The organism is Pseudoclavibacter sp. CFCC 13611 (genome assembly GCF_008831225.1).
In the GTDB taxonomy this organism is placed as follows: Bacteria; Actinomycetota; Actinomycetes; order Actinomycetales; family Microbacteriaceae; genus Pseudoclavibacter_A.
Genome location: NZ_WBKE01000002.1, coordinates 637,128 through 662,217, shown reverse-complemented (window position 1 = coordinate 662,217; position 25,090 = coordinate 637,128). Strand labels below are relative to the sequence as shown.

23 protein-coding genes and 3 tRNA genes are annotated in these 25,090 nt (G+C 64.5%); 9 read left to right on the top strand and 17 right to left on the bottom strand.

What is annotated here, in order from left to right; translation table 11 throughout:
- Positions 1 to 54 precede the first annotated feature (54 nt).
- Entirely contained in the window at positions 55 to 1,425 is a 1,371-nt protein-coding gene (locus F8O08_RS07300) for an alpha/beta hydrolase family protein (protein ID WP_158037990.1), read from the top strand.
- A gap of 6 nt (positions 1,426 to 1,431) precedes the next feature.
- Here the strand turns inward: F8O08_RS07300 and F8O08_RS07295 are convergent, their stop codons facing one another.
- Positions 1,432 to 1,929 (bottom strand): SufE family protein, encoded by a 498-nt coding sequence (locus F8O08_RS07295; protein ID WP_158042947.1) that lies wholly within the window; start codon positions 1,927 to 1,929, stop codon positions 1,432 to 1,434.
- A gap of 89 nt (positions 1,930 to 2,018) precedes the next feature.
- A complete protein-coding gene (locus F8O08_RS07290) occupies positions 2,019 to 2,930 on the bottom strand; it encodes a sulfurtransferase (protein WP_158037992.1) in 912 nt (303 codons plus the stop codon).
- Between the two features lie 294 nt (positions 2,931 to 3,224).
- On the opposite strand from F8O08_RS07290, the gene zapE reads away from it, so the two are divergent.
- The 6 genes from zapE to F8O08_RS07260 all read left to right on the top strand — a co-directional run bounded on the left by zapE (position 3,225) and on the right by F8O08_RS07260 (position 7,107).
- Positions 3,225 to 4,265, top strand: coding sequence for a cell division protein ZapE (gene zapE / locus F8O08_RS07285; RefSeq protein ID WP_158037993.1), 1,041 nt, complete (start codon positions 3,225 to 3,227; stop codon positions 4,263 to 4,265).
- A gap of 168 nt (positions 4,266 to 4,433) precedes the next feature.
- Positions 4,434 to 5,651, top strand: a complete 1,218-nt coding sequence (locus F8O08_RS07280; protein ID WP_158031468.1) for an ammonium transporter — start codon at positions 4,434 to 4,436, stop codon at positions 5,649 to 5,651.
- 389 nt (positions 5,652 to 6,040) lie between these two features.
- Positions 6,041 to 6,113, top strand: a tRNA-Gly gene (locus F8O08_RS07275).
- 99 nt (positions 6,114 to 6,212) lie between these two features.
- Positions 6,213 to 6,286 (top strand) — tRNA-Cys (locus tag F8O08_RS07270).
- A 56-nt stretch (positions 6,287 to 6,342) separates the two neighbouring features.
- Positions 6,343 to 6,419, top strand: a tRNA-Val gene (locus F8O08_RS07265).
- Positions 6,420 to 6,720: 301 nt separating this feature from the next.
- Entirely contained in the window at positions 6,721 to 7,107 is a 387-nt protein-coding gene (locus tag F8O08_RS07260; RefSeq protein ID WP_158042946.1) for a nuclear transport factor 2 family protein, read from the top strand.
- Between the two features lie 378 nt (positions 7,108 to 7,485).
- Here F8O08_RS07260 and F8O08_RS07255 read toward each other — a convergent pair whose 3' ends face one another.
- The 5 genes from F8O08_RS07255 to F8O08_RS07235 form a co-directional block, all read right to left on the bottom strand.
- Entirely contained in the window at positions 7,486 to 8,895 is a 1,410-nt protein-coding gene (locus F8O08_RS07255; protein ID WP_158042945.1) for an MFS transporter, read from the bottom strand.
- Between the two features lie 235 nt (positions 8,896 to 9,130).
- A complete protein-coding gene (locus tag F8O08_RS07250) occupies positions 9,131 to 10,729 on the bottom strand; it encodes a cytochrome b (RefSeq protein ID WP_225732803.1) in 1,599 nt (532 codons plus the stop codon).
- Complete coding sequence (locus F8O08_RS07245) at positions 10,726 to 11,787, bottom strand: ubiquinol-cytochrome c reductase iron-sulfur subunit (RefSeq protein WP_158031472.1); 1,062 nt, start codon at positions 11,785 to 11,787, stop codon at positions 10,726 to 10,728. Before F8O08_RS07245 ends, F8O08_RS07250 begins: the two co-directional genes overlap by 4 nt.
- Before the next feature lie 14 nt (positions 11,788 to 11,801).
- Entirely contained in the window at positions 11,802 to 12,635 is an 834-nt protein-coding gene (locus tag F8O08_RS07240; RefSeq protein WP_158031473.1) for a cytochrome c, read from the bottom strand.
- A 17-nt stretch (positions 12,636 to 12,652) separates the two neighbouring features.
- On the bottom strand, positions 12,653 to 13,291 hold the full coding sequence (locus tag F8O08_RS07235) for a heme-copper oxidase subunit III (RefSeq protein WP_158031474.1): 639 nt from the start codon (positions 13,289 to 13,291) through the stop codon (positions 12,653 to 12,655).
- A gap of 157 nt (positions 13,292 to 13,448) precedes the next feature.
- On the opposite strand from F8O08_RS07235, the gene trpD reads away from it, so the two are divergent.
- Positions 13,449 to 14,525 (top strand): anthranilate phosphoribosyltransferase, encoded by a 1,077-nt coding sequence (trpD, locus tag F8O08_RS07230; RefSeq protein ID WP_158037996.1) that lies wholly within the window; start codon positions 13,449 to 13,451, stop codon positions 14,523 to 14,525.
- Here the strand turns inward: trpD and F8O08_RS07225 are convergent.
- Both F8O08_RS07225 and F8O08_RS07220 read right to left on the bottom strand, forming a co-directional pair.
- Positions 14,510 to 14,794, bottom strand: coding sequence for a hypothetical protein (locus F8O08_RS07225; RefSeq protein ID WP_158037997.1), 285 nt, complete (start codon positions 14,792 to 14,794; stop codon positions 14,510 to 14,512). The genes trpD and F8O08_RS07225 overlap by 16 nt on opposite strands.
- Before the next feature lie 234 nt (positions 14,795 to 15,028).
- On the bottom strand, positions 15,029 to 15,814 hold the full coding sequence (locus F8O08_RS07220) for an SDR family oxidoreductase (RefSeq protein WP_158037998.1): 786 nt from the start codon (positions 15,812 to 15,814) through the stop codon (positions 15,029 to 15,031).
- 189 nt (positions 15,815 to 16,003) lie between these two features.
- On the opposite strand from F8O08_RS07220, the gene F8O08_RS07215 reads away from it, so the two are divergent.
- Positions 16,004 to 16,276, top strand: coding sequence for an RNA polymerase-binding protein RbpA (locus tag F8O08_RS07215; RefSeq protein ID WP_225732802.1), 273 nt, complete (start codon positions 16,004 to 16,006; stop codon positions 16,274 to 16,276).
- Here F8O08_RS07215 and lnt read toward each other — a convergent pair.
- From lnt to F8O08_RS07175, 8 genes are all read right to left on the bottom strand, one after another.
- The gene (lnt, locus tag F8O08_RS07210; RefSeq protein ID WP_158042944.1) at positions 16,251 to 17,894 is read right to left on the bottom strand and encodes an apolipoprotein N-acyltransferase; all 1,644 of its coding nucleotides are present in this window, start codon (positions 17,892 to 17,894) and stop codon (positions 16,251 to 16,253) included. The genes F8O08_RS07215 and lnt overlap by 26 nt on opposite strands.
- On the bottom strand, positions 17,894 to 20,326 hold the full coding sequence (locus F8O08_RS07205) for a DEAD/DEAH box helicase (RefSeq protein WP_225733602.1): 2,433 nt from the start codon (positions 20,324 to 20,326) through the stop codon (positions 17,894 to 17,896). Before F8O08_RS07205 ends, lnt begins: the two co-directional genes overlap by 1 nt.
- Before the next feature lie 44 nt (positions 20,327 to 20,370).
- The gene (tatC, locus tag F8O08_RS07200) at positions 20,371 to 21,231 is read right to left on the bottom strand and encodes a twin-arginine translocase subunit TatC (protein WP_225733420.1); all 861 of its coding nucleotides are present in this window, start codon (positions 21,229 to 21,231) and stop codon (positions 20,371 to 20,373) included.
- Positions 21,232 to 21,244: 13 nt separating this feature from the next.
- Positions 21,245 to 21,559 (bottom strand): Sec-independent protein translocase subunit TatA, encoded by a 315-nt coding sequence (gene tatA, locus F8O08_RS07195; RefSeq protein WP_158038000.1) that lies wholly within the window; start codon positions 21,557 to 21,559, stop codon positions 21,245 to 21,247.
- 87 nt (positions 21,560 to 21,646) lie between these two features.
- Positions 21,647 to 21,967 carry a hypothetical protein gene (locus F8O08_RS07190; RefSeq protein WP_158038001.1) on the bottom strand — a complete coding sequence of 107 codons (321 nt, stop codon included), beginning with the start codon at positions 21,965 to 21,967 and terminating at the stop codon, positions 21,647 to 21,649.
- A 10-nt stretch (positions 21,968 to 21,977) separates the two neighbouring features.
- Positions 21,978 to 22,988, bottom strand: a complete 1,011-nt coding sequence (locus F8O08_RS07185) for a helix-turn-helix transcriptional regulator (RefSeq protein WP_158042943.1) — start codon at positions 22,986 to 22,988, stop codon at positions 21,978 to 21,980.
- The gene (locus F8O08_RS07180; RefSeq protein WP_158042942.1) at positions 22,985 to 24,112 is read right to left on the bottom strand and encodes a helix-turn-helix transcriptional regulator; all 1,128 of its coding nucleotides are present in this window, start codon (positions 24,110 to 24,112) and stop codon (positions 22,985 to 22,987) included. The genes F8O08_RS07185 and F8O08_RS07180 overlap by 4 nt, the downstream gene beginning before the upstream one ends.
- A 4-nt stretch (positions 24,113 to 24,116) precedes the next feature.
- Positions 24,117 to 25,058, bottom strand: a complete 942-nt coding sequence (locus F8O08_RS07175; RefSeq protein WP_158042941.1) for a hypothetical protein — start codon at positions 25,056 to 25,058, stop codon at positions 24,117 to 24,119.
- Positions 25,059 to 25,090 lie beyond the last annotated feature (32 nt).

The window sequence follows — 25,090 nt, the reverse complement described above, 5'->3', positions numbered from 1 at the left end:
CTAAAATGACCGAAGGCAGACTGGCGTCAGACTCGCCGCGCTGGAGAGGATCACATGCCCGAGCACAGAGACAACCGTTCAGAGGCCCCGCAGCGCTCCGGCAGGGGGCTCTCGCTGCTGGGTGTGGTGGCCGGTGTGACCGGTGCGGCGGCAGCCGTGATGGCTGCCGGAGCCGCCGCGAGCGCGCATGTCGCCCGCGAAGTGGTGATGCCGCCGAGGCGTCGCACCGAAGACGTCAGCGTCCAAGCGGTCTGGTCGGATGCGGACGGTCTCTTGATCACCCTCAAGTCGACTCGGGACTCCAGGCTGGCCGGCGTGCCGGGCGAGTACAGCTTCTGGTTCGACGAAGGTCGCGGGCATGCCGTCATCGGCGAGATCGTCGATCAGACGTGGGACAGCATCACGCGGCGCGTGCTGCGCGTCGACTTCGGTGTGCTCGACGGTCGCGTGCGTCGCGGACGTGTCAACGGGTGGGTCTGGCTGACGCCGGAGTCGGCCGGTTTCGATGCCCAGAACGTGCTCATCGACGGCCCACTCGGCCCGAACCCCGCCTGGCTGGTCTCGCATGAGCCCAGCGGCCGCCCGGTCTACGCCGTCGACCGGCCTGACGACGTCGACGAGGCTGCATCGGCACATCCGGCCGAAGCGAGCGAACCGCCGACGGAGACCGCCGAATCCGGTGCCGACCGATCACAGACATGGGTCATCCACGTGCACGGGCGTGCCTCGGCTCGACCAGAGGTCGTCCGCGGTCTCGGCGCGGTGCAGCAGCTCGGCCTGACGTCGCTGGTCGTGAGCTATCGCAACGACGGCGAGGCGACGCCCAGCGCAGACAACCGCTATGCCCTCGGCGAGACTGAGTGGGAGGACGTCGAGGCGGCGATCGACTATGCGCTCTCGCACGGTGCGAAGAAGGTCTTTCTCTTCGGCTGGTCGATGGGAGGAGCCATCGTGCTCCAGACTCTGGCCAGAACGCGGCACGCCCGACGCATCGGGGGAGTGCTCCTCGACTCACCGGTCGTCGACTGGGGCGACGCCCTGGCATATCAGGCGGATGCGTCCAGCGTGCCGGCCCCGGTGCGCGAGTTCGCACTGACCCTTTTGGGCCGACGCTGGGCCACGCCTGCGACAGGGCTGCAGAGCCCCATCGACCTCGACGCGCTGAACTGGGTCGCACGGGCGGGAGAGCTGCGCAAACCGGTGCTGCTCATGCACAGCGACGACGACGGGTTCGTGCCGAGCGGCCCGTCACGGGAGCTGGCCGCAGCACGCCCAGATCTGGTGACCTTCGTGCCGTTCAAGACGGCTCGACACTGCAAACTGTGGAACCACGATCGCGAACTGTGGGAGACCAGCGTGACGGACTGGCTGACCGAGCGTCTGGCCCCGACCGCGGCTGGCACGCCGCGTGCCCGGCGCCGCTGAGCGTCGTCAGGCGTCTCGCTCAGCGATCCGGCGCCGAACCTGGGCCTTGATGCGCTCAAGGATTCCGGTCATGCCGCGCAGACGCAGCGGTGACACCGCTCGAGCGAGACCGAGTTCGAACGGGTAGTCGCTGGGTACGTCGAGTACCTGCTGCACGCTCTCACCGTCGAGGCCCTGGACCAGAATCGAGGCGAATCCGCGGGTGGTCGGTGCCTCGCGTGGAGCCGTGACGTGTGGGTGCACCGTGTCTCCGTCGACGTCGACCTTCAGAAAGACGGGAGACTGGCACTCGGGCACGGGCTCAAGCAGATCAGGATCGTCGCGGTAGCGTTCGGGCAGCTCGGGCAGCTCGTCGGCAAACTCCAGCAGCAGCTGCAGCCGGTCTCGCTCACCGAGGGCGTTGAAATCCTCGGCCGTCTCGATGAGCCGGGGCGGCAGATGCTGCGCATCGCGCTCATGGGGTGCGTCAAACAGGTGTGACGAGGGGGAGTCGGAGGTGCTCATGGACGACGAGTCTACGCTGCGGCGGGCGTCGTGCCCCGGGCCGGAGGATCTGCCGCAGCCCATGACCGACTCTCTGCTCTGCAGACGGTTCAGCGGCTGACGGGAGCGGTGCCGGGTTCTGCTCCGGTCACCACCGGCACGCGCACCGCTGAGCCCCATTCAGTCCACGAGCCGTCGTAGTTGCGCACGTTCTCGAAGCCGAGCAGATACTTCAGCACGAACCAGGTGTGGCTCGACCGTTCGCCGATGCGGCAGTACACGATCACGTCATCGCCCTCGTGCAGACCGGCGCCACCCGTCTCGTAGATTGCACGCAGCTCGTCGGCAGTCTTGAAGGTGCCGTCATCGTCGACGGCCTTCGCCCAGGGCACGCTCTGCGCGGTGGGAATGTGGCCGGCCCGAAGCGCCCCTTCTTCGGGGTAGTCCGGAGCTGTGGTGCGCTCACCGAGGTATTCGGGTGTCGAGCGCACGTCGATCAGGTGCTCGACGCCGATCGCGGCAAGCACGTCGTCACGATACGCACGGATTGGCGCATCTTCCCGTGGGACCACCGGATAGGCGGTCGGGGTGCGCGGGCGAACCTCGCGAGTCAGATCGCGTCCCTCGGCGATCCATTTCGAGCGGCTGCCGTTGAGCAGACGCACATCTTCGTGGCCGAAGAGCGTGAACACCCAGAGTGCATAGGCCGCCCACCAGTTGTTCTTGTCACCGTAGATCACGACCGTGTCATCGCGGTCGATGCCCTTCTCGCTGAGCAGCTTCGCGAAGCCCTCGCCGTCGACGTAGTCGCGCACGACCGGGTCGTTGAGATCGGTGTGCCAGTCGATCTTGACCGCACCGGGGATGTGCCCGGTCTCGTAGAGCAGCACGTCTTCGTCGCTCTCGACGACGACGAGTCCCGGTTCGCCCAGATGTTCGGCGAGCCACTCGGTGGTGACCAGGCGCTCAGGATGCGCGTAGCCTGCGGTCTTCGGATCTGACGAGTCGACGGCGACAGTCATGATGTTCTCCTTCGTTGCCTCGACTCGTTCGAGTCTCGGTGATGTCGATCACGATACTGCACCCGACTCGCCTGCGGCAGCGTTCCGCAACAGCAGGTCATGTGGCGGCAAGTGCACACCGTCGTCGCTCATGTCTGCACGAGCCGCCCCACGAACCCGCTACAGTGAACAGGGTGCCGCGCTGGATCTCATGCACGCGCATCCGCATCACGACGCTCACTCGGAATTGACCCGGGTCGCCGCGATTCGGCCACCGCCACACACGCGTGCACTGCCGCCGCCAGAGAGGAACGCATGATCTCGCATATCGTCGATGTGCACCCGAATCTCGATCCCGACGAGCTCGTCGCGAACCTCGTGCCGCCACCGCTCTTCCAGACCGCGTCGTTCGAGAGCTACCAGCCCAGTGCCGACTATCCGTCGCAGCTGGAGGCCGTCGAGGCCCTTCGCGCGTTCTCCGATCGTTGGGGTGCGGTGAAGCGCCGCAGCCTCTTCGGCAGGAGCAAGAAGGCGGCGAAGCAGGCCAGCGGCATCTATCTCGACGGCGGCTTCGGCGTCGGCAAGTCCCACCTGCTGGCAGCACTGTGGAACACCGCTCCCCAGCCCAAGGCCTATGGCACCTTCTTGGAGTACACGTCGCTGGTCGGCGCACTCGGATTCGAGAACGCCGTCGCCAAGCTACGCGGCTACTCTCTGCTGTGCATCGACGAGTTCGAACTCGACGACCCCGGCGACACGATGATCATGACCCGGCTGCTGAAAGAGCTCGCGGCGACCGGCACCTCGATCGTGGCCACATCGAACACGCCGCCGAACGCCCTCGGCGAGGGCAGATTCGCCGCCTCAGACTTCATGCGCGAGATACAGTCGCTCGCCTCGATCTTCCAGGCGCTGCGCATCGACGGTCAGGACTACCGACGGCGCGACGTGAACAGCGAGGCCATCCCGTGGGAACCCGCACAGATCGATCAGCTCGTCGCCCAGCATCAGTCCGACGACCTGCGCGTGTCGCAGGATGCCTTCGCCGACGTCATCGATCACATCTCGACGCTGCATCCAGTGCAGTACTTCGCCCTTGCGCGCTCTGCCGACGCATTCGTCTGGTCGGGAGTCGGACGCCTCACGAGACAGGACGACGCGCTGCGTCTCGTGGCGCTGATCGACCGTCTGTACGACGCACAGAAGCCGATCGTGGCAGCAGGCCTGCCGCTGACCGAGGTCTTCAGCCAGGAGATGATCGACGGCGGATACCGCAAGAAGTACCTGCGCTGCGTCTCGCGACTCGACGCGCTCACCACACTCGCTCACGAGACCTACGACGTGGCCAAGGCCTGACTCTTCTCGAAACACTGCCGTAACAGCGGCCTCCGACGCGTAACAGCGCCGTAACCCTTGCGCATATCATGCGAAATCTCTGCACCCGAGACTGAACTCAGTTCGTGAAAGTCGTCGCATTATGATGCGCGGTCGCGATCCCATGATCAGTTCGAGAGAGGTTTCACCATGACAGAGACAGTCACGACCGGCACCATATGGTTGCTGGTGTCGACCGCGCTGGTGTTGTTCATGACGCCCGGCGTCGCCTTCTTCTATGGCGGCCTTGTACGGGCGAAGTCCGTCGTCAGCATGCTCATGCTCAGCTTCGGGTCCATGGGACTCATCGGGCTGCTCTGGGTGCTCTACGGGGCGAACATGACAAGCATCGCCGAAGACGCCAGCCCGTGGTCGTTCGCCGGCAACCCGTTCTCGGCCTTCGGGCTCAGCGGAGTCAGCGGCGAGGATCTCGTCTCGACCGTCTACGGATCGACCTTCGCCATCATCACCGTGGCACTGATCTCAGGAGCCATCGCCGATCGCGCGAAATTCGGCTCGTGGATGATCTTCGCCGCACTCTGGGCGACTCTCTCGTACTTTCCGGTCGCGGCCTGGGTCTGGGGCGGCGGCTGGATCGGCACCGTGGTGCCTGAGTGGTTCGGCGTCGACGGCGTGCTCGACTTCGCCGGCGGCACGGTCGTGCACATCAACTCCGGTGCCGCGGCTCTGGCCCTCGCCATCGTTCTCGGCCGCCGCATCGGCTTCGACAAGGGCATCGCGAAGCCGCACAACGTGCCGCTGGTTCTGATCGGTGCATCAGTGCTGTGGTTCGGCTGGTTCGGCTTCAACGGAGGCGCAGCGACAGATGACGCGACCGCCGGTCTCATCTACCTGAACACCATGGTGACGCCTGCAGCTGCGATTCTGGCCTGGCTCGTCGTCGAGAAGCTGAAGACGGGCAAGGCGACCGCGGTCGGTGCCGGCACGGGTGCCGTGGCGGGTCTGGTCGGCATCACCCCGGCGTGCGATCAGCTCACTCCTGGTGCGGCCATCCTGTTGGGCCTCATCGTCGGCGGCGTCTGCGCACTCGCCGTCAACGCGAAATGGGTGCTCGGCTACGACGACTCGCTCGACGTGGTCGGCGTGCACCTCGTCGGCGGACTCATCGGCTGTGTGTACCTGGGCTTCTTCGCCAACGACTCGGGACTCTTCTACGGCTACGGCTGGGGACAGCTCGGCGCTCAGATCGTCGGTTCGGTGCCAGTGGCGATCTACTCGTTCATCGTCGCCTTCATCATCGGCAAGGTCATCGACAAGACCATCGGCTTCCGCGTCAAGAACGAAGACGAAGTGGCCGGCATCGACCTGCGCGTGCATGGCGAGTCGGGATACGCTCTGCAGAACTGAGGTTCCGTACTGAAGGCCGCACCTGAGCGGCCCGAATGACCGAAGCAGCGCTTCATACGTGAAGAGGGTGCGGCAGCCGTCACAGGCTCCGTACCCTCTTCACGTATGCGCCCCAGCAACGACCCTGTGTGCCGTGGCACGGGCTGCAGTGATCGACAGGAATCTGACTTGAGGGCACCTGGTCCGCAGTCGCCTGCCTGATGCCTGAAGCGCCGTTCTTGGCCCTGGTGCGACCTGGGTGGAGGCTGAGAGTCAGGCAGCAGACGTGCGACACGCCCGCGTTGCCAGGTTCGATTCACCTCGATTTTGCATTCGGGCAGAGTTACGGTACATTATTCAAGTCGCCGGAACACGGGGACAACGTTGAGAAGCTTCAAGCTGATCAATATGCGGATGTGGCTCAGTTGGTAGAGCACCACCTTGCCATGGTGGGGGTCGCGAGTTCGAATCTCGTCATCCGCTCGGAGGGTTCTTTCACTTGTGAAAGACCTGCCACAGGCTCCGCTTCACAGGGGCCGCTTCACAGGTACTGCTTCATTGAGAACCTGTGCGGTCTGGCATGGTGGAGTGGCCGAGTGGCGAGGCAGCGGCCTGCAAAGCCGTATACGCGGGTTCGACTCCCGTCTCCACCTCCAACCGGCTTCGGCCGGAGTCGACGCAAGTCGGCATACGCACTCGACGGTTCGAGTACGGGCGATTGGCGCAGTCTGGTAGCGCGCTTCCCTGACACGGAAGAGGTCAGCAGTTCAAGTCTGCTATCGCCCACCACGGGATAGGCCCGGAATCACGCGGAGGACGCGGGGTTCCGGGCCTTTTTTCATTTGACCTGGCATTGCGCCGGTCGGGCTGTCTGGTGGTACAGGGCTGTCTGGTGGTACAGGGCTGTCTGGCGGGGGAGGACTGTCGGCTGGTGAGGACTCTCGGCGGGGGAGGCAGTGCGGCCGAACGACCGCACGAAGCAGCTCTGAGACACGAGACACGTCTTCAAGGGGTGCGCGTGGTCAGGATCGCAGTGTGTGCTATCACTGAGGCTGTAACCCCCATTGCCTATTGTGAATCGAGAACCCGAATGACCACACTTGCGCTCGCGCTGTCCGACCTCCTCAACGACCACCAAACAGCTCTCGAGGAGCTGTTGGACCGTCACTTCAATGCCGACTACCGCCAGCGCACCAACGGCGACTGGAGCACGCGTGAACAGTTCGCTGAGCACATCGCACACCTTCGCGCCATCACCAGTGCCGCCGAGGTCAAAGTGCTGGATGAACTCACCGATGGTAGCCACTATGCAGAGAGACACCGCGTCGTGGTGACAAAACGAGACCGGACCACAGTCGAACAAGAGGTATACGTGTTCGCACAGCTGGACTCTGACGGGAAGTTCCTCTCGCTCGAGGAAGTGACTCTCATGGTGGAAGGAGCTGAACAGGATCGAAATATCGGCAGTGCACGTTGACGAGATCGTGTGCTGGACGCAGAGCCGGCTTGTGACCTGAGGATCCATTGTGCTCAGCCTGCGCCTGAAGCGTACGCCTCATGGCATATGCGATCACCCCGCACGTGTAACCACCGGCAGTGCTGGTTCGGCTCGATCAACCGCACGAATGACTCTGACGCTGAGTGCTTGCCCACAAGGCGTCACAGGCGCAGATGAGGGGCTCCCGCCGCCCCCTCCACGGCAGGAACCCCTCGTGTGAGCACTTGCATCGCTGCTGTCGACCACGTCTATAGATTAGATGACCCCGCTGACATGCCTCAACGGTGATAGCTCAGGACGCCATCGGTGCATTGGGCCCAGCACGTTCCGGCCGGCGTATGAGCTCCCTGCGAAGCGTCAGTCGGTGAGCACCTGGCCCATATGCTCGTCGAGCAGCAGGGCCGACAGCGCCGCCAGCACGAAGGCCACACCGAAGATGCTGAAGAGCACTCCAGTGCCGCCCCAGGCCGCAGCGAGCACGACGGGCACTAACAGCGGAGCGATGATGGACGCCACACGACCGAATCCCGCCGACCACCCCGTGCCGGTGCCACGCAGCGCGGTCGGGAAGACTTCGGGGGAGATGGCGTAGAGCGCGCCCCATGCGCCCAGATTGAAGAAGCTCAGCAGACATCCGCTGACCAGAATCGCCGTCACCGACCCGGCTGTGCCGAAGAACACTGCCGAGACGGCTGAGCCGATCAGGAACGACGCCAGCGTCCAGCGACGCCCCCAATGCTCGATCAGCCATGCGGCGACCGCATAACCGGGCAGCTGCGCCAACGTGATGATCAAGGTGTACCCGAAGCTCTTCACCAGATCGTGTCCCTGTGCTGCGAGAATCGAGGGAATCCAGATGAAGGCCCCGTAGTAGGAGAAGTTCACCAGGAACCAGACCAGACTCAGCGCGACGGTGTTGCGAACCTGCCCAGGCCGCCAGAGCCCGCCGAAGCCACTGGTCGCAGTTCTGCTCTCGGCTGAGTCTGCGCCTTCAGCGAAGGTCGAGGGGCGTGTGGCCGCCGCACCCGCGGCCTGCACCCGGAAGATCACTGGCGACTTCTCGAAGCGGCGCACGATCTGCTCGGCCTCATCATGGCGGCCGCGCGCCTCGAGAAAGCGGATCGACTCCGGCAGCCCGAACCGGACGAACGCCGCGTAGAGCGCCGGCACCGCCCCGATCAGCATGGCGATGCGCCAGCCCCAATCGCCGTGTGGCACCAGCAGGTAGCCGAGCAGCGCTGCAAGCAGCCAGCCGATGGCCCAGAAGGCCTCAAGCACGACGATGATGCGACCGCGGATGCTCGGGGGTGCGAACTCGCTCACGTATGTGCTGGCGACAGGCAGCTCAGCGCCGAGCCCCAGCCCCACTATGAAGCGCATGACGAGGAAGAACGCGAGCACCGGTGCGAACGCGCTCAGCGCTGCGCCAAGGCCGAAGATCAGCAGAGTCAGCGCGAACACCGTGCGCCGCCCGAAACGATCGGCGAGCCTGCCACCCAGCATCGCTCCCAGTGCCATGCCGATGAACCCGAGCGAGACGATCCAGCTCTGCTCGGTCGAAGAGAGGCTCCATTCGCTCTTCAACACCACGATCACGTACGAGATGAGCGCCACGTCGAGTGCATCGAGCGCCCAGCCGATCCCCGAAGAGGTGACCAAGTGGGCATGAGCCCGAGTGAAGGCGAGTCTGTCCAGACGCTGGGTCAGCGTCGAAGCTGCTGCGGAGGCCGCCGACGGCGGCACGTCACGGTTGGTTGTGTCTGTCATAGAAGACAGTATTGCACAGGTCTGAACAGGTATGGTCAGTTGTGGGAAGAGACTCGGTGTGCTCGTCTGCAGACCTCTGGCGGGGGAGTCGGCGGCTGACGGCGCAGAGGGACGGATACTGCCCGCCCGTACCACCTACGCCCATGGAGACGCGAAAAGGGCCTCGCCACAATGGCGAGGCCCTTTTCGACTGTTCAGCAGACCGGGAAGGTGCGCCGAACACGAGTGCAGAGCATCAGTGGTGCTCGTGCTGTGCCGCAGCAAGCTCTTCTGGAGTGACCGGCTTGACCCGGCTCTCGAAGAAGAAGCGGCTGAACCATGAACGACGACGATCCTTGTTGTAGATCTTGCCGTCGGAGCGAGGGCGAACCGGCACCGGAACGTTCTCTTCGAACGAGACGAGACGCCAGCGCTCGTACTCGTCGAGCGGACGGTGCAGCTCCTGGAACTCCCCGTGAGGATACCGGATGACATGACCGGTCTCGACACCGTGCAGAACCAGATCGCGGTCCTTTCGCTGCAGTGCGAAGGCAACGCGGCGAGTGATGATGAAGGCGATGATCGGCCCAAGGATCAGCGATGCCTGCAGCACGTGAGTGACCAGGAACACATTCCAGTGGAAGAACACGCTCATCACGTCAGACGAAGCCGCCGCCCACATGGTGGCGTAGAAGGCGATGCCTGCAGCGCCGATCGCCGTGCGGGTCGGCGCGTTGCGCGGGCGATCCAGAACGTTGTGGTTGCGGTCGTCTCCGGTGATCCACTTCTCGACGAAGGGGTAGGCCACCAGCACGGCGATGAAGCCGCCGAGCAGCACCACAGGAGCCATGATGTTCCACGAGAACGTGAAGCCGAAGATCACCGATTCCCAGTGCGGCGGGATCAGTCGCAGCGCGCCGTCTGCCCAGCCGATGTACCAGTCGGGCTGCGTACCTGCCGAGACCGGCGACGGGTCGTACGGCCCGTAGTTCCAGATCGGGTTGATCGTGAACGTAGCAGCAATCACCGTGAGCAGACCGTAGACGATGAAGAAGAAGCCGCCGGCCTTGGCTGCGTACACGGGGAGCACCGGGTAGCCGACGACGTTCGTCTCACGGGCACCGGGGTTCGGGTAGTGCGTGTGCTTGTGCAGAACCACCATCAGCAGATGCACGGCGATCAACAGGATGATCAGTGCAGGGATCAACATGATGTGCAGCATGTACAGACGGTTGATCAGGTCGGTGCCGGGGAACTCGTTGCCGAAGAACAGGAACGAGAGCCAGGTGCCGATGAGGGGGAGCCCCTTCATCAGACCGTCGATGATGCGCAGACCGTTGCCCGAAAGCAGATCGTCAGGAAGTGAGTAGCCCGTGAACCCGGCTCCCATGCCGAGCACCCAGAGCAGCACACCGACGATCCAGTTCAGTTCACGCGGCTTGCGGAACGCACCCGTGAAGAAGATGCGAGCCATGTGCAGTGTCGCTGCCGCGACGAACATCAGTGCCGACCAGTGGTGCAGCTGACGCATGAGCAGCCCGCCGCGGATGTCGAACGAGAGATCCAGAGTCGAGGCATAAGCCGCCGACATGTGGATGCCCTTGAGCGGGATGTAGGAGCCGTCGTACGTGGTCTCGACCATTGACGCCTGGAAGAACAGAGTCAGAAAGGTTCCGGAGATCAGCAGTGCGACGAAGCTGTACAGCGCCACCTCGCCGAGCATGAACGACCAGTGGTCGGGAAAGATCTTGCGCCCGAACTCTTTGACGACCCCTGCGACGCCGAGGCGTTCGTCGAGATAGTCAGCGGCACGACCCGCCTTGGTCGTGGGTTTTGTCGTCACTGTCGTGGTCACTTTTCAATCTCCCAGAAGCTCGGTCCGACTGGTGCGCGGAAGTCACCCTTCGACACCAGATAGCCTTCGCTGTCAACCGTGATAGGCAGCTGGGGCAGCGGACGGTTCGCCGGGCCGAAGACGACCTTGGCGCCGTCTGCGATGTCGAACGTCGACTGGTGGCACGGGCAGAGCAGATGATGCGTGTGCTGCTCAACCAGAGCGACAGGGCATCCCACGTGCGTGCAGATCTTTGAGTATGCGAGGATGCCGTGATATCCGTCTTCGGCGCCCGACTTGATCTCGTTCTCGGGCAGACGGACGAGCAGCACGGCCGCCTTGGCCTTTTCGATGATGCGCTGCGAATGATTCTCGATTTCGAGCAGGTTCTCGGGGATCACGTGGAAGGCCGAGCCGAGCTGAACATCTGAGGCCTTGATCGGGCGACCGTTCGGATCCCGAACGAGCTTCAGGCTGTCCTGATCGCCCCAGATGGTGTGGCGCAGTTTCTCAGCCGGATTGACCAACCCCTGGCTGACCGGAGCGAGGTCACGCAGCATGACGATGCCCGGCAGGGGAGCGACGACCGCCGCACCGATCAGTGAGCGACGAAGCACCGTACGACGGCTGATTCCGCTCTCTTTGTCTGCCGTCTGCAGAATCTCGATGGCTTCAGCACGAGTCTCGTCCGAGGAGCGAAGCGTGTGCCGCTCCTCTTCCATCTCGTGCGCCGGCATGAGCTGCTTCGCGAAGTGCACGGCACCGATGCCGATCGCCAGGAACGCGAAGCCGATCGACAGACCGAGCCACAGGTTGTTCGGATGGACCGTCGACATGTCGTCGGCCTTGATCGGCACGGCGATGTAGACGATGATCGCGATGACGCTCGCCACCGCCGAGGCGATGAACCACGCGGTGACCTGACGCTCGGCGCGCTTGGCGGCCTTCGGGTCGCGGTCAGTGACGCGCTCTGGTGAGTGGGGCTCGATGCCCGGGTTCTCGAACCCATGTTCGAGCACTACCGTCGTGCTCTGTGGCTCGTGTTCTGACACAGGAGTCTCTTCCTTGTTCTTTGCCATAGTGTTCTCTCCGCTCAGTCAGCCCGTGCACCAAGCCAGATGGTGAATGCGACAATCGCACCGATGCCGAAGATCCAGATGAACAGCCCCTCAGACACCGGACCGAGCGATCCGAGATCGACGCCACCGGGAGACTGATTCTTCTCGACGTACTTCAGGTACGAGATGATCCCGGCCTTCTCTTCAGGCGAGAGGTTGGTGTCGTTGAACACCGGCATGTTCTGCGGGCCGGTGATCATGGCTTCGTAGATGTGCGTCTCAGAGACCCCCATCAGCGAGGGTGCGTACTTGCCCTCGGTCAGCGCACCGCCGGCGCCGGCGACGTTATGGCACATCGCGCAGTTAATGCGGAAGAGCTCGGCACCCGATGCGACCTTCTCGGAGTCAGTCGTGTCGACCTGCTTCGCGATGTCACTCGGGATGGCCGGGCCGGAGCCGACCGATGCCACGTAGGCCGCGAGAGCCTTGATCTGTTCGTCGGTGAACTGCGGAGCTTTGACCTGCGCCTGCGGGCCCTGCATCTGCATCGGCATACGGCCGGTGCCGACCTGGAAGTCGACCGATGCGGCCCCGACGCCGACCAGCGACGGGCCGGCGTCCGAACCCTGAAGATTGAGTCCGTGGCACGTGGCGCAGTTTGCCTGGAAGAGCTTCTGGCCCTCGTCGACCTGCTCCTGGGTGTTGGCCACCTTCTCGATGTCGGTCGACGACGAGCTGGCCTGTGCCACAGCAGCGTAGCCTCCACCGGTCACAGCGAGACCGATGGCGAGCAGACCGATGGTGGCGAGCGGTCCGCGACGCTTGGAGCGGCGGCTCACCTTGGACTTATGGTTCTTGCGAATCTTCATTCCTGCTAACTCCAGTCTCAACCGATGAGCGGAAGGATGTAGACGGCCGTGAACAGAATCAGCCAGACGACATCGACAAAGTGCCAGTAGTACGACACCACGATGGCGCTCTGCGCCTCACGGTGGCCGAACTTGCGCGACGCGTACGTGCGGCCGATGATCACGAGGAACGCGATCAGGCCACCGATGACGTGCAGCGCGTGGAACCCGGTGCCGACGAAGAACGCAGACCAGAAGGTGTCGGTCGACATGGCCACACCCTCGTGGTACAGCGTCGCGTACTCGAACACCTGACCGGTCACGAAGATGGCACCCAGAGCGAAGCTCAGGAAGAACCACTCGGCGACGCCCCAGTTCTTGATGCCCTTGCCGGTCTTGCGCGGCTGCAGACGCTCTGCCGCGAAGACGCCGAACTGACACGTGACTGACGAAAGCACCAGGATCACGGTGTTGACCGCAGCGAAGGGAATGTTCAGAACGGCGATGCCGTCTTGCCATTGACCCGTCGAGGTCGTCCACAAGGTGAAGTAGACGGCGAAGATGGCCGCAAAGAACATGACCTCGCTGGCAAGCCAGACGATGGTACCTACGGCTGTGGCGCTCGGCCTGTTGACACTCGCCTGCGCAGACTTATTCGTTAATGCTGTACTGGACACGTTTCTATTATGACCTATGAATCACCCATGTCTTGACCAAACGGAGCGGTTCGAGAGAATTCCCTCATCTAGAGTCGCAGTGCGTCCGGTGTGTTCCCACCGGAATCCAGCACAGTGTCGGTCGGGCCAATGGTCTTGCGGAGTACAATCTTGAGTCATGTCATCCCAAATCTCATGGCCGATCCTGCTCACCAGACTCATCGACGACCTCGACCTCGAAACGGTGCAGGCCAGGTGGGCCATGGACCAGATCATGACCGGGACGGCAGACCCCGCTGCGATCGGAGGCTTCCTCATCGCGCTGAAGCAGAAGGGGGAGTCTCTCGAAGAGGTCTCTGCCTTCGTCTCCTCGATCCTGACGCACGCGGTTCCGCTGGACATCTCGCGAGACGCGCTCGACATCGTCGGCACCGGGGGAGACCGCTCGGGAACAGTCAACATCTCGTCGATGGCCGCCCTCGTGATCGCCGGAGCCGGCGTTCCGGTGATCAAACACGGCAACCGTGCGGTCAGCTCTCGCTCCGGATCCTCCGACTTCTTCGAGGCCTTGGGGGTAAACATCAGCGCGACCCCAGAGGAGACCGCATCGGCCTTCGCGCAGGCGGGCATCGGCTTCGCCTTCGCGCAGAGATACCATCAGGGCTTCCGGCACGCCGGTCCTGTTCGCAAAGCCCTCGGCGTACCCACGGTGTTCAACTTTCTCGGCCCACTGTGCAACCCGGCGCGCCCGCGAATCAATGCTCTTGGCGTCGCCGATCGCGGTCGGGTCGATCTCGTCGCCGCACTGCTGAGCTCTCGTGGTGACGTCGGTCTCGTGTTTCGCGGCGAGGACGGCCTTGACGAGCTGACCACGACGGGCCCGAGTCGCATCTGCCAGGTCGACGAACAAGGCGGAATCACAGAATTCGCGCTCGACCCGGCACAGCTCGGCATCAGGCCAGCCGTGCTCGAAGACTTGGTCGGGGGAGACGCCGAAGAGAATGCCGAGATCGGCCGGGCTCTGCTCGCCGGCGAGACCGGTTCGGTGCGCGACATCGTGCTGCTCAACGCAGCAGCCGGTCTGGTCGCCGCAGATCTGCTCTTTCACCCTGCGACGGCGAAGACGTCGATGCTCGAACGCTTCTCGGCAAAGCTCGAAGTCGCGACCGAGTCGATCGAATCGGGTGCGGCAGCACGGGTTCTGGATCACTGGATCGAGGCACTGCCAGCACACGAAGCTCAGTCGAAGAACTGATCGGGCGCGAAGTAGTCATCTACCGTCGGCGGATCGCCGATCGTCGTCAGATCGTCTGGCAGCTGCGGTTCGACGCGCCCGGCGGCAGTCGGCCCGATCCCGACACGGATGCGCGGCGGCGGCCCGTCGCGCATCTGGCGGCGTGCAGCTGAGCTGAGCTCAGGAGCGATGCGCGCCTGATCTGGCTCAAGCGGCCGGTCGTCATTCGTTTTGATGCGCGGGGGCGGAATCGCTCGGCGGTTCGGAGTCGTCACTCTGGTCTGTCTCATCTGGCCAGACTGGCATGCGACCGAAGAATCTTCACCGCCGACATGAAGCCAGTGCATGACATCAATGTGTTGGCTGCGCTGTGCAGAAAGCACGACAGTGTCATTCGCCGGCTCGGAAGAGGAGAACCCCTCTCCGAGAATCCACGATATATGACATAACATACATTATCGGATTACCGGAGAGGGGTCACCATCACGTCTCTCGACGCCCGAGACGAGCGTCGAGGCTCACACTCACTTGCCGGTGAAGAACGAGATGTCTCCGACGTACTTCGTATTGTCCACCGGGATCGGCTCGAGCACGGCGTCGCGAATCTGCTCGGCGAACTCCTCGACGGTGTACAGCTTGCCGACCTGCTCGGTGCGCTCGTCAAGCACACCCGGGTTGATGCGGTTCAGCAGCGTTGCGGTGATCGTGCCGACGATCATGTCGCCTGAGACCACCACGAAGCCGACACCGCGTTTCGCGAGCTCCGGGATGCGCTCACGCAGTGCATCCTCACCGGCGCGCTTCGACTCGGCGACCGGACGGTACTCCGGCAGCGTCGGCGTGGTGCGGATGAAGTGCGCCTGATGGCTGGTGATGAAGACGACGCGCGAGCCCTCTTTCAGCAGCGGCTCGGCCAGCGTCAGCGCACGCACCTGCGCGTCACGGTTGAGCTGCAGCGCGTAGTCGTCGGCCATGTTCTTCTCCATGCCTCCCGAGGCATTGAGAATCAGCACGTCGATGCGGCCGAAGGCCTCGCCGACGCGGTCGAACAGCGCCGTCACCGATGCCTCGTCCGTGAGATCGCCCTGGACGACCAGAGCGTCTCCGCCGGCGGCACGCACCTTGTCGGCCACCTGCTCGGCTCGACGAACCTTCGATCGGTAGTTGATCACCACGGTCGCACCCAGCGCTCCGAGAAGTTCGGCCGTCGCCGCACCGATGCCGCGCGACGAACCGGTGATCAGCGCAACTTTGCCTGCAAGTGGCTTCTGCTGATCGCCCGTCGTCTGTTCCGTCGTCTGATCGCTCACGTGCTCACCTTTCGATCGAATGGCACGTCGCGCGACGTGCTCACAGCAGGCAAAACTGTATCAGTCCAGAACGCTGCGACGACCGCTGCCCCGCCGTCGGGAACAAATCTCGGCCCACAGCCGTTGTGCTGAGCGGCTACAATGAACGGTCGGCGTATCTTCTGCCGGCAGACGAGACGAAGGCATCGAATGGCAACCAAAGCAACTTCTTCGAAGACCACGGCGAAGACCGCTTCGAAGTCGACGACGAAGACCGCGTCCAAGTCGAAGGCCAAGACCAAGACCACGGGCAAGAAGAAGGGCGAGCCCGCCTCACAGCGCACCCCATGGGACATGCTCCTGGAGCGCCGCAGCGAGACGGAGCTCAAAGAGATTCTCGACGAGCGTCTCGACTACCTGCACGATCGCCGCAAGCGAGCGCTTGAGCTCTCTCGCATCAAATCAGACCCGAACGAGCAGTGACCTCCTGACGCAGCCGCCGGTCTCGGCGGCGCGTCACCATCTCGCCGGCCAACAGCAGCACGGTGGCGGCGACACTCCCCCATGTGATCACCGGCCCGGCGAAGAAGCTCGGCGCCAGTGAGCGCTGCAGCGGAACGTTCTGCACCATGGCGCCCGCTTCGAAGTCGGGCAGCCGATCCAGGAATCGTCCGTCCGGCGCGATCACCGCACTCGACGAGACGGTCGAGATGTTCACCAGCGAGCGCGCGGATGCGACGGCGTTGGCTCTCGCGATCGCCATCTGCTGCGCCGACTCCGGGGTGCGGCCGAAATCCGCGTTGTTCGTCGGTGCCAGAAGCAGCTGCGCTCCCCCAGCGACGGCCGCGTGAATCAGGTCGGTGTCGCCTGTCTCGAAGCAGATCAGCACCCCAGCGTTGATCGCGTCGTCACCCGTCGGGATCTGGAAGTTGCCGGTGCGCTGCCCGAACGTGTATCCGCGTGGCACCAGGTCAACGAGATCTGGGGCGATCGGATGGAACAGCCAGCGATCGGGCATGTACTCCGCGAACGGCACCGGATGCTTCTTGTCGTAGATCTGCACCGGCCCGCCTGACGTCGTGGTCGGGTCGACACCGGGCACCACCGAGTCGGCAGCCGTGTCGACTCCCCCATCCGTCAGGCCCGTCGGCGCCGACATGCCCTTCGGCAGCCAGAGCACGACACTGTTGAAGAAGTCGTCGCCGCGCTTCGTCACGCTGCCAAACACGAGCGGGCGGCCCATCTCATTGACGAAGGCCTCGATCTCGGCGTGGGCCTGGCGACTGCGCAGCACGTCGAGGTCGACCGCGTTCTCAGGCCAGACCATCACATCAAAGTCGTCGTGCATGATCTCTCTGGCGGCTGCGAGATGGTTCGCCAGTATCTCACCAGGCTGCGCGTTCGAGAAGAGACCGGCATTCGCGTTGCCCTGAACGGCTGCTATGCGCACTGATCCCTGCGACGGCACGATCGCTCCCCAAGCCGGCACCAGCATCCCCAGCACCAGCAGAGCCATGCCGACGACCAGCGGCCGACGCACCGGCCGACGCGAGAGCATCCACGTCACGGGCAGCGTCGAGACGAAGACCAGCGCGAGGCTCAGGCCGGCCAGACCGATCCACGACGAGAGTCCGATCGTCGGCGCGTTCGACTGGCTGTGCGCCGCCTCTCCCCATGCGAACCCGCCATACGGCATCCGCGAGAACACCGCTTCGCGCGCCGTCCAGACGACCGCCCAGATCAGAGCGATCAGCGCCGGATGCGTCTGCCGCACCAGTCGACGCCGGGTCAGGTATGCTCCGACCGCACAGCCGAATGCGCAGAAGAACGTCATAGCGCCGCTCAGAGCGATCCAGGGCACCGCCCCCAGGTATTCGGTCAGCCACATGATGTGGCCCGACCAGAACCCTGCGCCGAACAATGCCCCGCACAGTGCCCCGAACCAGAATCCGCGACCGAGCACAGCCCAGGCGACCAGCGCCATCGCAGGCAGCGTCAGCGGCCAGATCAGATACGGGGCGAACGCGTACTGGTAAAGCAGACCCGCAGCAAGGGCGACGACTGCCCGAACGATCGCATCTGCGCGGTGCTGGTGCCGCATCACCCGACGCTCGAGTACTCGACGATGCCGCGCAGCAGCAGATCCTTGGCGCTGCGAGCCACAGCCCCGACACCGTCTGGCTGCGCGGCGCCGATCTGGTCGAGCAGGTCGATGACCATCTTCATGAGACGGACGAAGTCGCCTGCGGGCAGCTCTGCCTCTTCGAGCACGTGATCGAGCGTGGCGCCCCGGCTCCATCGCAGCACCGCCGTGCACACCAGAGCGTTCGGCTCGGGGAACCGCGGCAGATCGCGGCGCTGCTCTTGGTCGTCGATCTCATGCCAGACTGACAGCGTGTCGGCATAGGCCTTCTGCAGGGCGCCTCGAGGCAGCCACACCTCTTCGTCGCCGCGGTCACGCCGCGGCTCGTAGACCAAAGCCGTGACGATCGCGGCGAGCTGATCCGGTTCGAGCCCCTTCCACACCTCTCGGCGCAGACACTCGGCGACGACCAGATCGCGTTCTCCATAGATCTTGTCGAGGAGCCCGGCCTGATCGGTGACCGCGACCTCGGCCAGATCTGCATCGGCAGAGAGATAGCCGAAGTGCACCAGCACCCGCACGACGCGTTCGAAGGTCAGCGCGATATTGCTCACTCTGTGCTCGATCTCGCGTTGGAGGTCTTCTGTCTGACGCTGCAGACGCCACCAGCGCTCGGCCCACCGGGCCCGATCCTCGACATCGTCGATGCGAGCGGCAGGATGCTGCCGCAGCTGGGCCTTCAGGTCACGAGCGTGAGCGATGAGGTCTTCGCGTCGACTGCCGCTGCGGCGCTCTTTCTTCGAGATGTGCTGGATGCTGCGGTCGGTCTCTGAGAGTTCGTGACGCAGGTCGAAGAAGTCGCGCAGCAGCGGATCGTCCAGCCCGGCCGCCTCGGCGTAGCCGTCGAGCGAGGTGCGCTGCTCTTTGAGCTTTCGAGCCAGGCCGACGACCGACCGGTCGGCCTGGAACTGGGCGAACGACGACTCCAGGATCTCTCTCGTCGCGCTGAGGCCGAACTGCCCGATCAGGTTCACCGCCATGTTGTAGGTGGGGCGGAACGCCGACTTCAGCGGGTAGGTGCGGCGGCTGGCCAGCGAAGCGACCCGTTCGAGGTCGACACCGGGCTGCCACACCACGACCGAATGCCCCTGGTCGTCGATGCCACGACGGCCCGCACGCCCGGTCAGCTGGGTGTACTCCCCCGCTGTGATCGGCACACGAGCGACGCCGTTGTACTTCTCAAGGCTCTCGATGACCACCGTACGCGCCGGCATGTTGATGCCGAGCGCCAGCGTCTCGGTCGCGAAGACCGCCCGAACGAGTCGACGCTGATAGAGCTCTTCGACGGTCTCTTTGAATGCGGGCAGCAGCCCGGCGTGGTGCGCGCCGACACCGCGCAGCAGGGCGCCCTTCCAGTGTTTGAAACCGAGCACTTCGCGATCCTGGTACGGGATGTCACGGCAGTGGCGGTCGATGATCCGTTTGATCTGGTCGCGCTCCTGCTTGGTCGTCAGCGAGATGCCGGCCAGCATGCACTGGCGCACCGCGGCATCGCAGCCGACGCGGCTGAAGATGAAGCCGATCATCGGCAGCAGGTCGGCACGCTCGAGCGTCTTCACCAGCGCTGCCCGGTCGACGCGCTGCTGTCGGTGATGACCTCCGCGCCGTCGTTCCCGGTTCGATCGCGGCCCGTCAAGACCAGAGAGCCGGTGCAGGTGCCGGTTGAGCTGGCCGGGACGGCCGGGTTCGAAGAGGTCGTCGAGATCACCGCGCACCAGCACATGCTGGCTGAGCGGCACTGGACGAAACTCCGAGACGATGACGTCGGTGTGTCCGCGCACCTCCTGCAGCCACGCTCCGAACTCCTCGGCGTTCGAGACCGTCGCACTCAGCGAGATGAGTCGAACGTGCTCGGGCAGCTGGATGATGACCTCTTCCCAGACCGGCCCGCGCATGCGGTCGGCGAGATAGTGCACTTCGTCCATCACCACGAAAGAGAGCGAGCCCAGCAGATCGCTGCGCTCGTAGATCATGTTGCGCAGCACCTCGGTGGTCATGACCACGATCGGCGCGGTCGCGTTGATGTTGTTGTCACCGGTCAGCAGACCGACGTTCGACTCGCCGTAGCGCTCCTGCAGCTCGTGGAACTTCTGATTGCTCAGCGCCTTGATCGGGGTCGTGTAGAAGATCTTCTCATCGGCCGCCGACTCCATCGTCAGGTAGACGGCGAAGTCGGCGACGATCGTCTTGCCTGCGCCGGTCGGTGCGGCGACGAGCACTCCCCGACCATACACGATGCTGCGCGCGGCCTGCACCTGAAAGTCGTCGAGCGCGAATCCGACCGTGCGCTGAAAGGCCACCACTTCGTCGGGCAGTGGGGTGTGCTCCGTCTGCTCCGTCTTCACGGTCTCAGCAGAGTCGTCGCTCGGCATCGCGTTCTCAGTCGTCATCGCTTCTCAATCGTCGTCATTGCGTCCGGAGCGTGCGCTCCGGGTCACTTCGTCGTCCCGCCCGCATCGGATGCACCGGAGGTCTCGGACAGGTCTGCGGTGCCGAGGATGTCCGGGTCGGGCAGTGCGTCGTCTTCGAACAGCTCCTGTGCCCGTTTCGCCGCGCGTCGGTCGTGCAGCCAGGAGATGAGGCAGGCGATCAGGTAGAGCCCGAGCATGGGACTGGAGAGCAGGAACATGCTGAGGATGTCGGTCGGCGGGGTGATGAACGCCGCGAAGATCAGTGCCACCACGATGGCCACGCGCCAGCCCTTGATGATGGTCTTCGCGCTCATCACGCCGACGAAGTTCAGCAGCACGAGCAGCAGCGGCAGCACGAATCCGAGCCCCATGAAGAGCATCAGGTTCATCACGAATCGCAGGTAGGTGTCTGCGCTGATCAGCTGCACGTCGTCTGCCGACGCGAAGCTCGACATGAACGACACCAAATTCGGAAAAGCCCACCAGCCGAACAGGCAGCCGCCGAGAAACAGCGGGATGGCTGTGCCGACGAACCCGACGGCGGTGAGCTTCTCTTTGCGCAGCATGCCCGGTGCGAGAAACCGCCAGAGCTCATACAGCCAGATCGGAGCCGCGATGATGATGCCGAGCACCATCGTGATGTGCATGCGCACATTGAGCGGACTCGATACATCCGAGTAGTTGATCTGGGTCTGTCGACCGGTCTTCTGCATGACCGTCAGCAGAGGCTCTCGCAGTGCATCGAGCACGAATGGCGCGATGAACCACGCACCGATCGCGGCGGCCACGATCGCGATCGCGCAGATGATGATGCGCTTCTGCAGCTCCACCAAGTGCTGCGCGATCGACATCGTGCCGTCGCGGCTCTTCTTCGTCTGAGACACCGCCGTGCCGGTTTTAGGAGTTCTTCTGCGCGTCGCCCTCAGCAGGCTGTGTGGGCGCCGGCTGAACCGGCTGCTGCTGCACGGGGGCTGGCTGCTGCACGGGGGTCTGCGCCGGTGCCTGACCTGACGTCATTGGCGACGACTGCTCACCCTGTTGGTTCGGCCGAGTCCATTCCTGATCGGCGGCCTTGTCTGCTTCGAGCCCCTTCACCTCTTTGCGGAAGATGCGCATTGACTGCCCCAGGCTCTTCGCCAGAGCGGGCAGCTTCGGCGCGCCGAAGAGCAGCAGGATGACGAGGACGATGATGATGATCTGCCAAGGTTTCATTGCGGTCGCTCCAAGAGTGTGGGGAATCGTGATCAGTATAGCGGTGCGTATGGTGTCAACGAGCGCATGCCGTTGGCTGTGCGAGTGTCAGGATCGAGTACGTCGCACACGACGGTACTTCGCCCGAGCCGCACGCGCAGCCATGACTCGACGTCGCTGTGCCTCTTCGATCTCACTCGACGTCAGAGCGAGGCTCTCGTCGTCAAGGCTGATGCTGGTGCCAGGGCGCAGCCGCTGCTGAAGGAGGCCGATCTGAGCGGTCAGCGGGCCCAGCGACTTCGGAATCTCGTCGACGGAGGCCATCAGCTGACGTGCCGACCGACGATACCGCGGTACGCAGACGCAGACCACGACGGCCAGCGCCAAAAGCGCCAGCACGACCACGCCCAGAGAGATCCAGAAGAACATGATCACGATCCTACTCGGCAGGTGACTCGTCAGAGGATGCATTCTCGGCATCCGCAGAGACCGCCAGCGCGCGACGAGCGTGGTCGGCCACAGCCTCGCGCACCGATGCCGGAGCGAGGATGCGAACGCGCCCGGGCAGCGAACTCACGTGTCTGACGAGTGCAGGCACCGAGGCGACTCGCACCAGGCGGCGCACCGGCCAGCTCACATCGTCGGTCAGACGCTCTCCGAACGCCATGAGCACGCCGGCGGCCTCGGCCTGCACCTCGAGGGTGACGGTGATGGGCTCGGCCTCGTCGTCTCCGCTCACGGTGGCGACGGATGCCGGGGTCGCCTGGTCGTGTTCGGCTGCGATCGGCGATCGTTCGCTGCGGGCGACCGCCGCCATGCGATCGAGCCGGAAGGTGCGTCGGCGCGGCAGGCCCGCGCCGTCGACGCCGTCGACTCCCGAGAGGTACCAGATGCCCTGGGTCATGCGCACGCGTTCGACAGTGACCGTGCGGTGCGATCGGTGCCCGGAGGCCGAGGTGTAGTCGAACTCCACCGCGCCCCGGTCGGCGCCGCAGGCCCGCAGCAGCGCAATCGTCTCGGCGAAGCGTCCCTCGCTGCGAGCCGTGACCGTACCGCCGCCCAGTCGAGCGGCGAGTCGGGTGGCCGCAGCGCGTCGCTCGTCGGGCAGCAGTGCGGCCAGATAGTTCAGCGCCGCAGAGAGCCCTGCGAGCTCGGCTGTCGAGAAGCGCTGCACATGGTTCAGACCCACGGAGTTCGTGATCGTCACCCGGTCGTTGAGCTCGAAGTCGTCATAGTCGATGTCGAAGAGGTTGCCGGGGTCATAGGCGGCTGAGTCACCGGGCACACCCACAAGGGGCAGCATGCGCACGGTGTCTCGTACCTGCTCGGCGGGTACGCCGAACCATTCGGCGATCGATTCGACGGTCGCTCCGGGGTTGGCCACCACCCACGGCACCAGCACCAAGGCGAATCCGAGGCGCTGCATGGCTGCGTTCGACTGGTCGCTCATCGCTCGCCCTCTCCGGTGTGGTCGGCCAGCAGACGGCGCAGCTTGGCCTCGACACGGGTGCGCAGACTCTCAGGTGAGATCACTGTCACTTCGTCGCCGTACCCGGTGATCTCGTCGGCGAGCAGGTCGTAGTCCGTCGTCAGCACGTCGAACGTCGTCTCCGACGTCGCCGCACCGCTGACGGCATGCAGTCGATCGCCGAGGCGCACCGCAGCCTCGCTGCCTGGTCGCACCTGCAGCCGGGCGCTCTGTTCCTGGCGCAGTCGCTCGAGATCGGCGACGACCGACCCTGCCCACTCCTCGCGGCTGCGCTCGGCGGCGATCGTCTGCGCGTCGCGCACCCGGCCGCTCTGCAGCTCGCGCTCCTCGACGGATCGGACGACTCCGCGGATGCGCTGCAGCAGAAAGGTGCGCCGCAGCTGGGGGTCGTCAAGTCGCTCCGCACGCGTCGGCAGACGGTCGAGGTCGACGCCGTGCACATGCCAGCGGCCGTCGACCAGCACGACCGCCAATGGCAGCAGCGTGCGGCGGGTGGTGCACTGATGATCCTGCGTGTGGTAGTCGAAGCGCACGATGCGGCCTTCGAGCACAGCAGACTGGAGCGGCCGCAGGTTCGGTTCGTAGACCATGAGATCGAGCAGTCCGCCGACCACCAGCTCAGGCGAACGCTCCTGCGCAGCGTCGGGCGCACCATCTCGGTCAACTGCGTCGTCGTGCGGCGCGCCAAGGGCCCTGGCTCGTTCTGCGACCCTTCGGCCTTCCGGTGCGTCAAGCCGCGAGAGCAGCAGAGCCGCAGCGGTGAGCAGACCGAGATCGGCGCCGCTGAGCTCGAGGTCATCTGGCAGCGCATACGCCTGCTCGTCGATGTGATACCGAGTGAGCTGGTTGTCACCGGGCGTCCAGACATCGTCGGCGGCGACGACGTCGATGCCGAGGGCACGCAGCGCGGCTTTGTCTCGTTCGAACCGTCGTTCGAGCGCCGACATCGAGACTCCGGCCGCCAAGTCGTCGCTGTAGCCCGACACCTCGCTCAGGATCTGTCGCTTCGTCAGGCCGAAGCGCGTGTGCTGGAGGGCCAGCACGAGATTGAGCATCCGCTCCTGTGCGGTCACCCGATCGGCCATGGTCTCACTCAGCAGCCGGAGTGCGTGCCAGCACGTCGATCACCAGCAGATCGCCGACCTGCGACTGATAGCTGGTCGGCACGTGCACGATCACCTGCGAACCGATCGGCACCGACGTGAGGGTACGCTCCATCAGCCCTAAGAACGCGTCGTCCGAATCGTCCAGCTTCAGCTGAGTGAGCTGTCCGTCATCCCACGTCGACTGCAGCACCTTGGCGCTGCGGGTCTTCGCCGAGGTGTCGAACATCGTCATCTGCAGCTGCACGGTGTCGCCTGCCTGAGCGGTCTCGTTCGAATCGCCTTTGACCAGCACAGCCGACTCGGGGGCTCCGGCGGAAGAGTATTCGTCGCCCAGCACCAGCCCGGGTCGGCCTGTCGTGTCGCGCACCACCTGCGGGAATCCGTTGACTGGCGCCTGTTCCGCGCCGTGGGCCCGAGCCTGGAAGCTGTCTCGCACGGTGCCGATCACGACGACGTCGCCGGCACCGCTGCCGTCCGTCGAACTGGGATCTGCTCCGTCGACGTTGGGCACCACCAGGGTGAAGACGTCACCCACGCGCTGACCTTTGAGCGCATCTGCGATCGCCCCGTAGACAGGAGAGTTCAGACCGCGCAGGAATGACACCGACACAGCGGGGAGATCCGCGGCCTGGCCGAGCGCCTTGCCGGTCTTCAGATTGAACATGCTCACGCCCAGCAGCACTGCGTCCTGATCGACGTCGACGAAGCGGCCGTCGCCGGCGCTGCCGATGCTCAGCTGTGTTCCGTCGACCTGCAGATCCGGCTTCGGATCGATGCTCGACCGCGAGAGGTCGAAGTCCGAGGCGACCACCGCATCCGACGCGTCGCCGGATGCGACTGCACGATCGGGCTGCGACGAGCACCCCGCAAGCAGCGCACCGACCAGTGCGAGCACACCCACACCGGCGCCGATGGTCGATCTCATGGCCTTCTGTGAACGCATGTGTTCTCCAATCC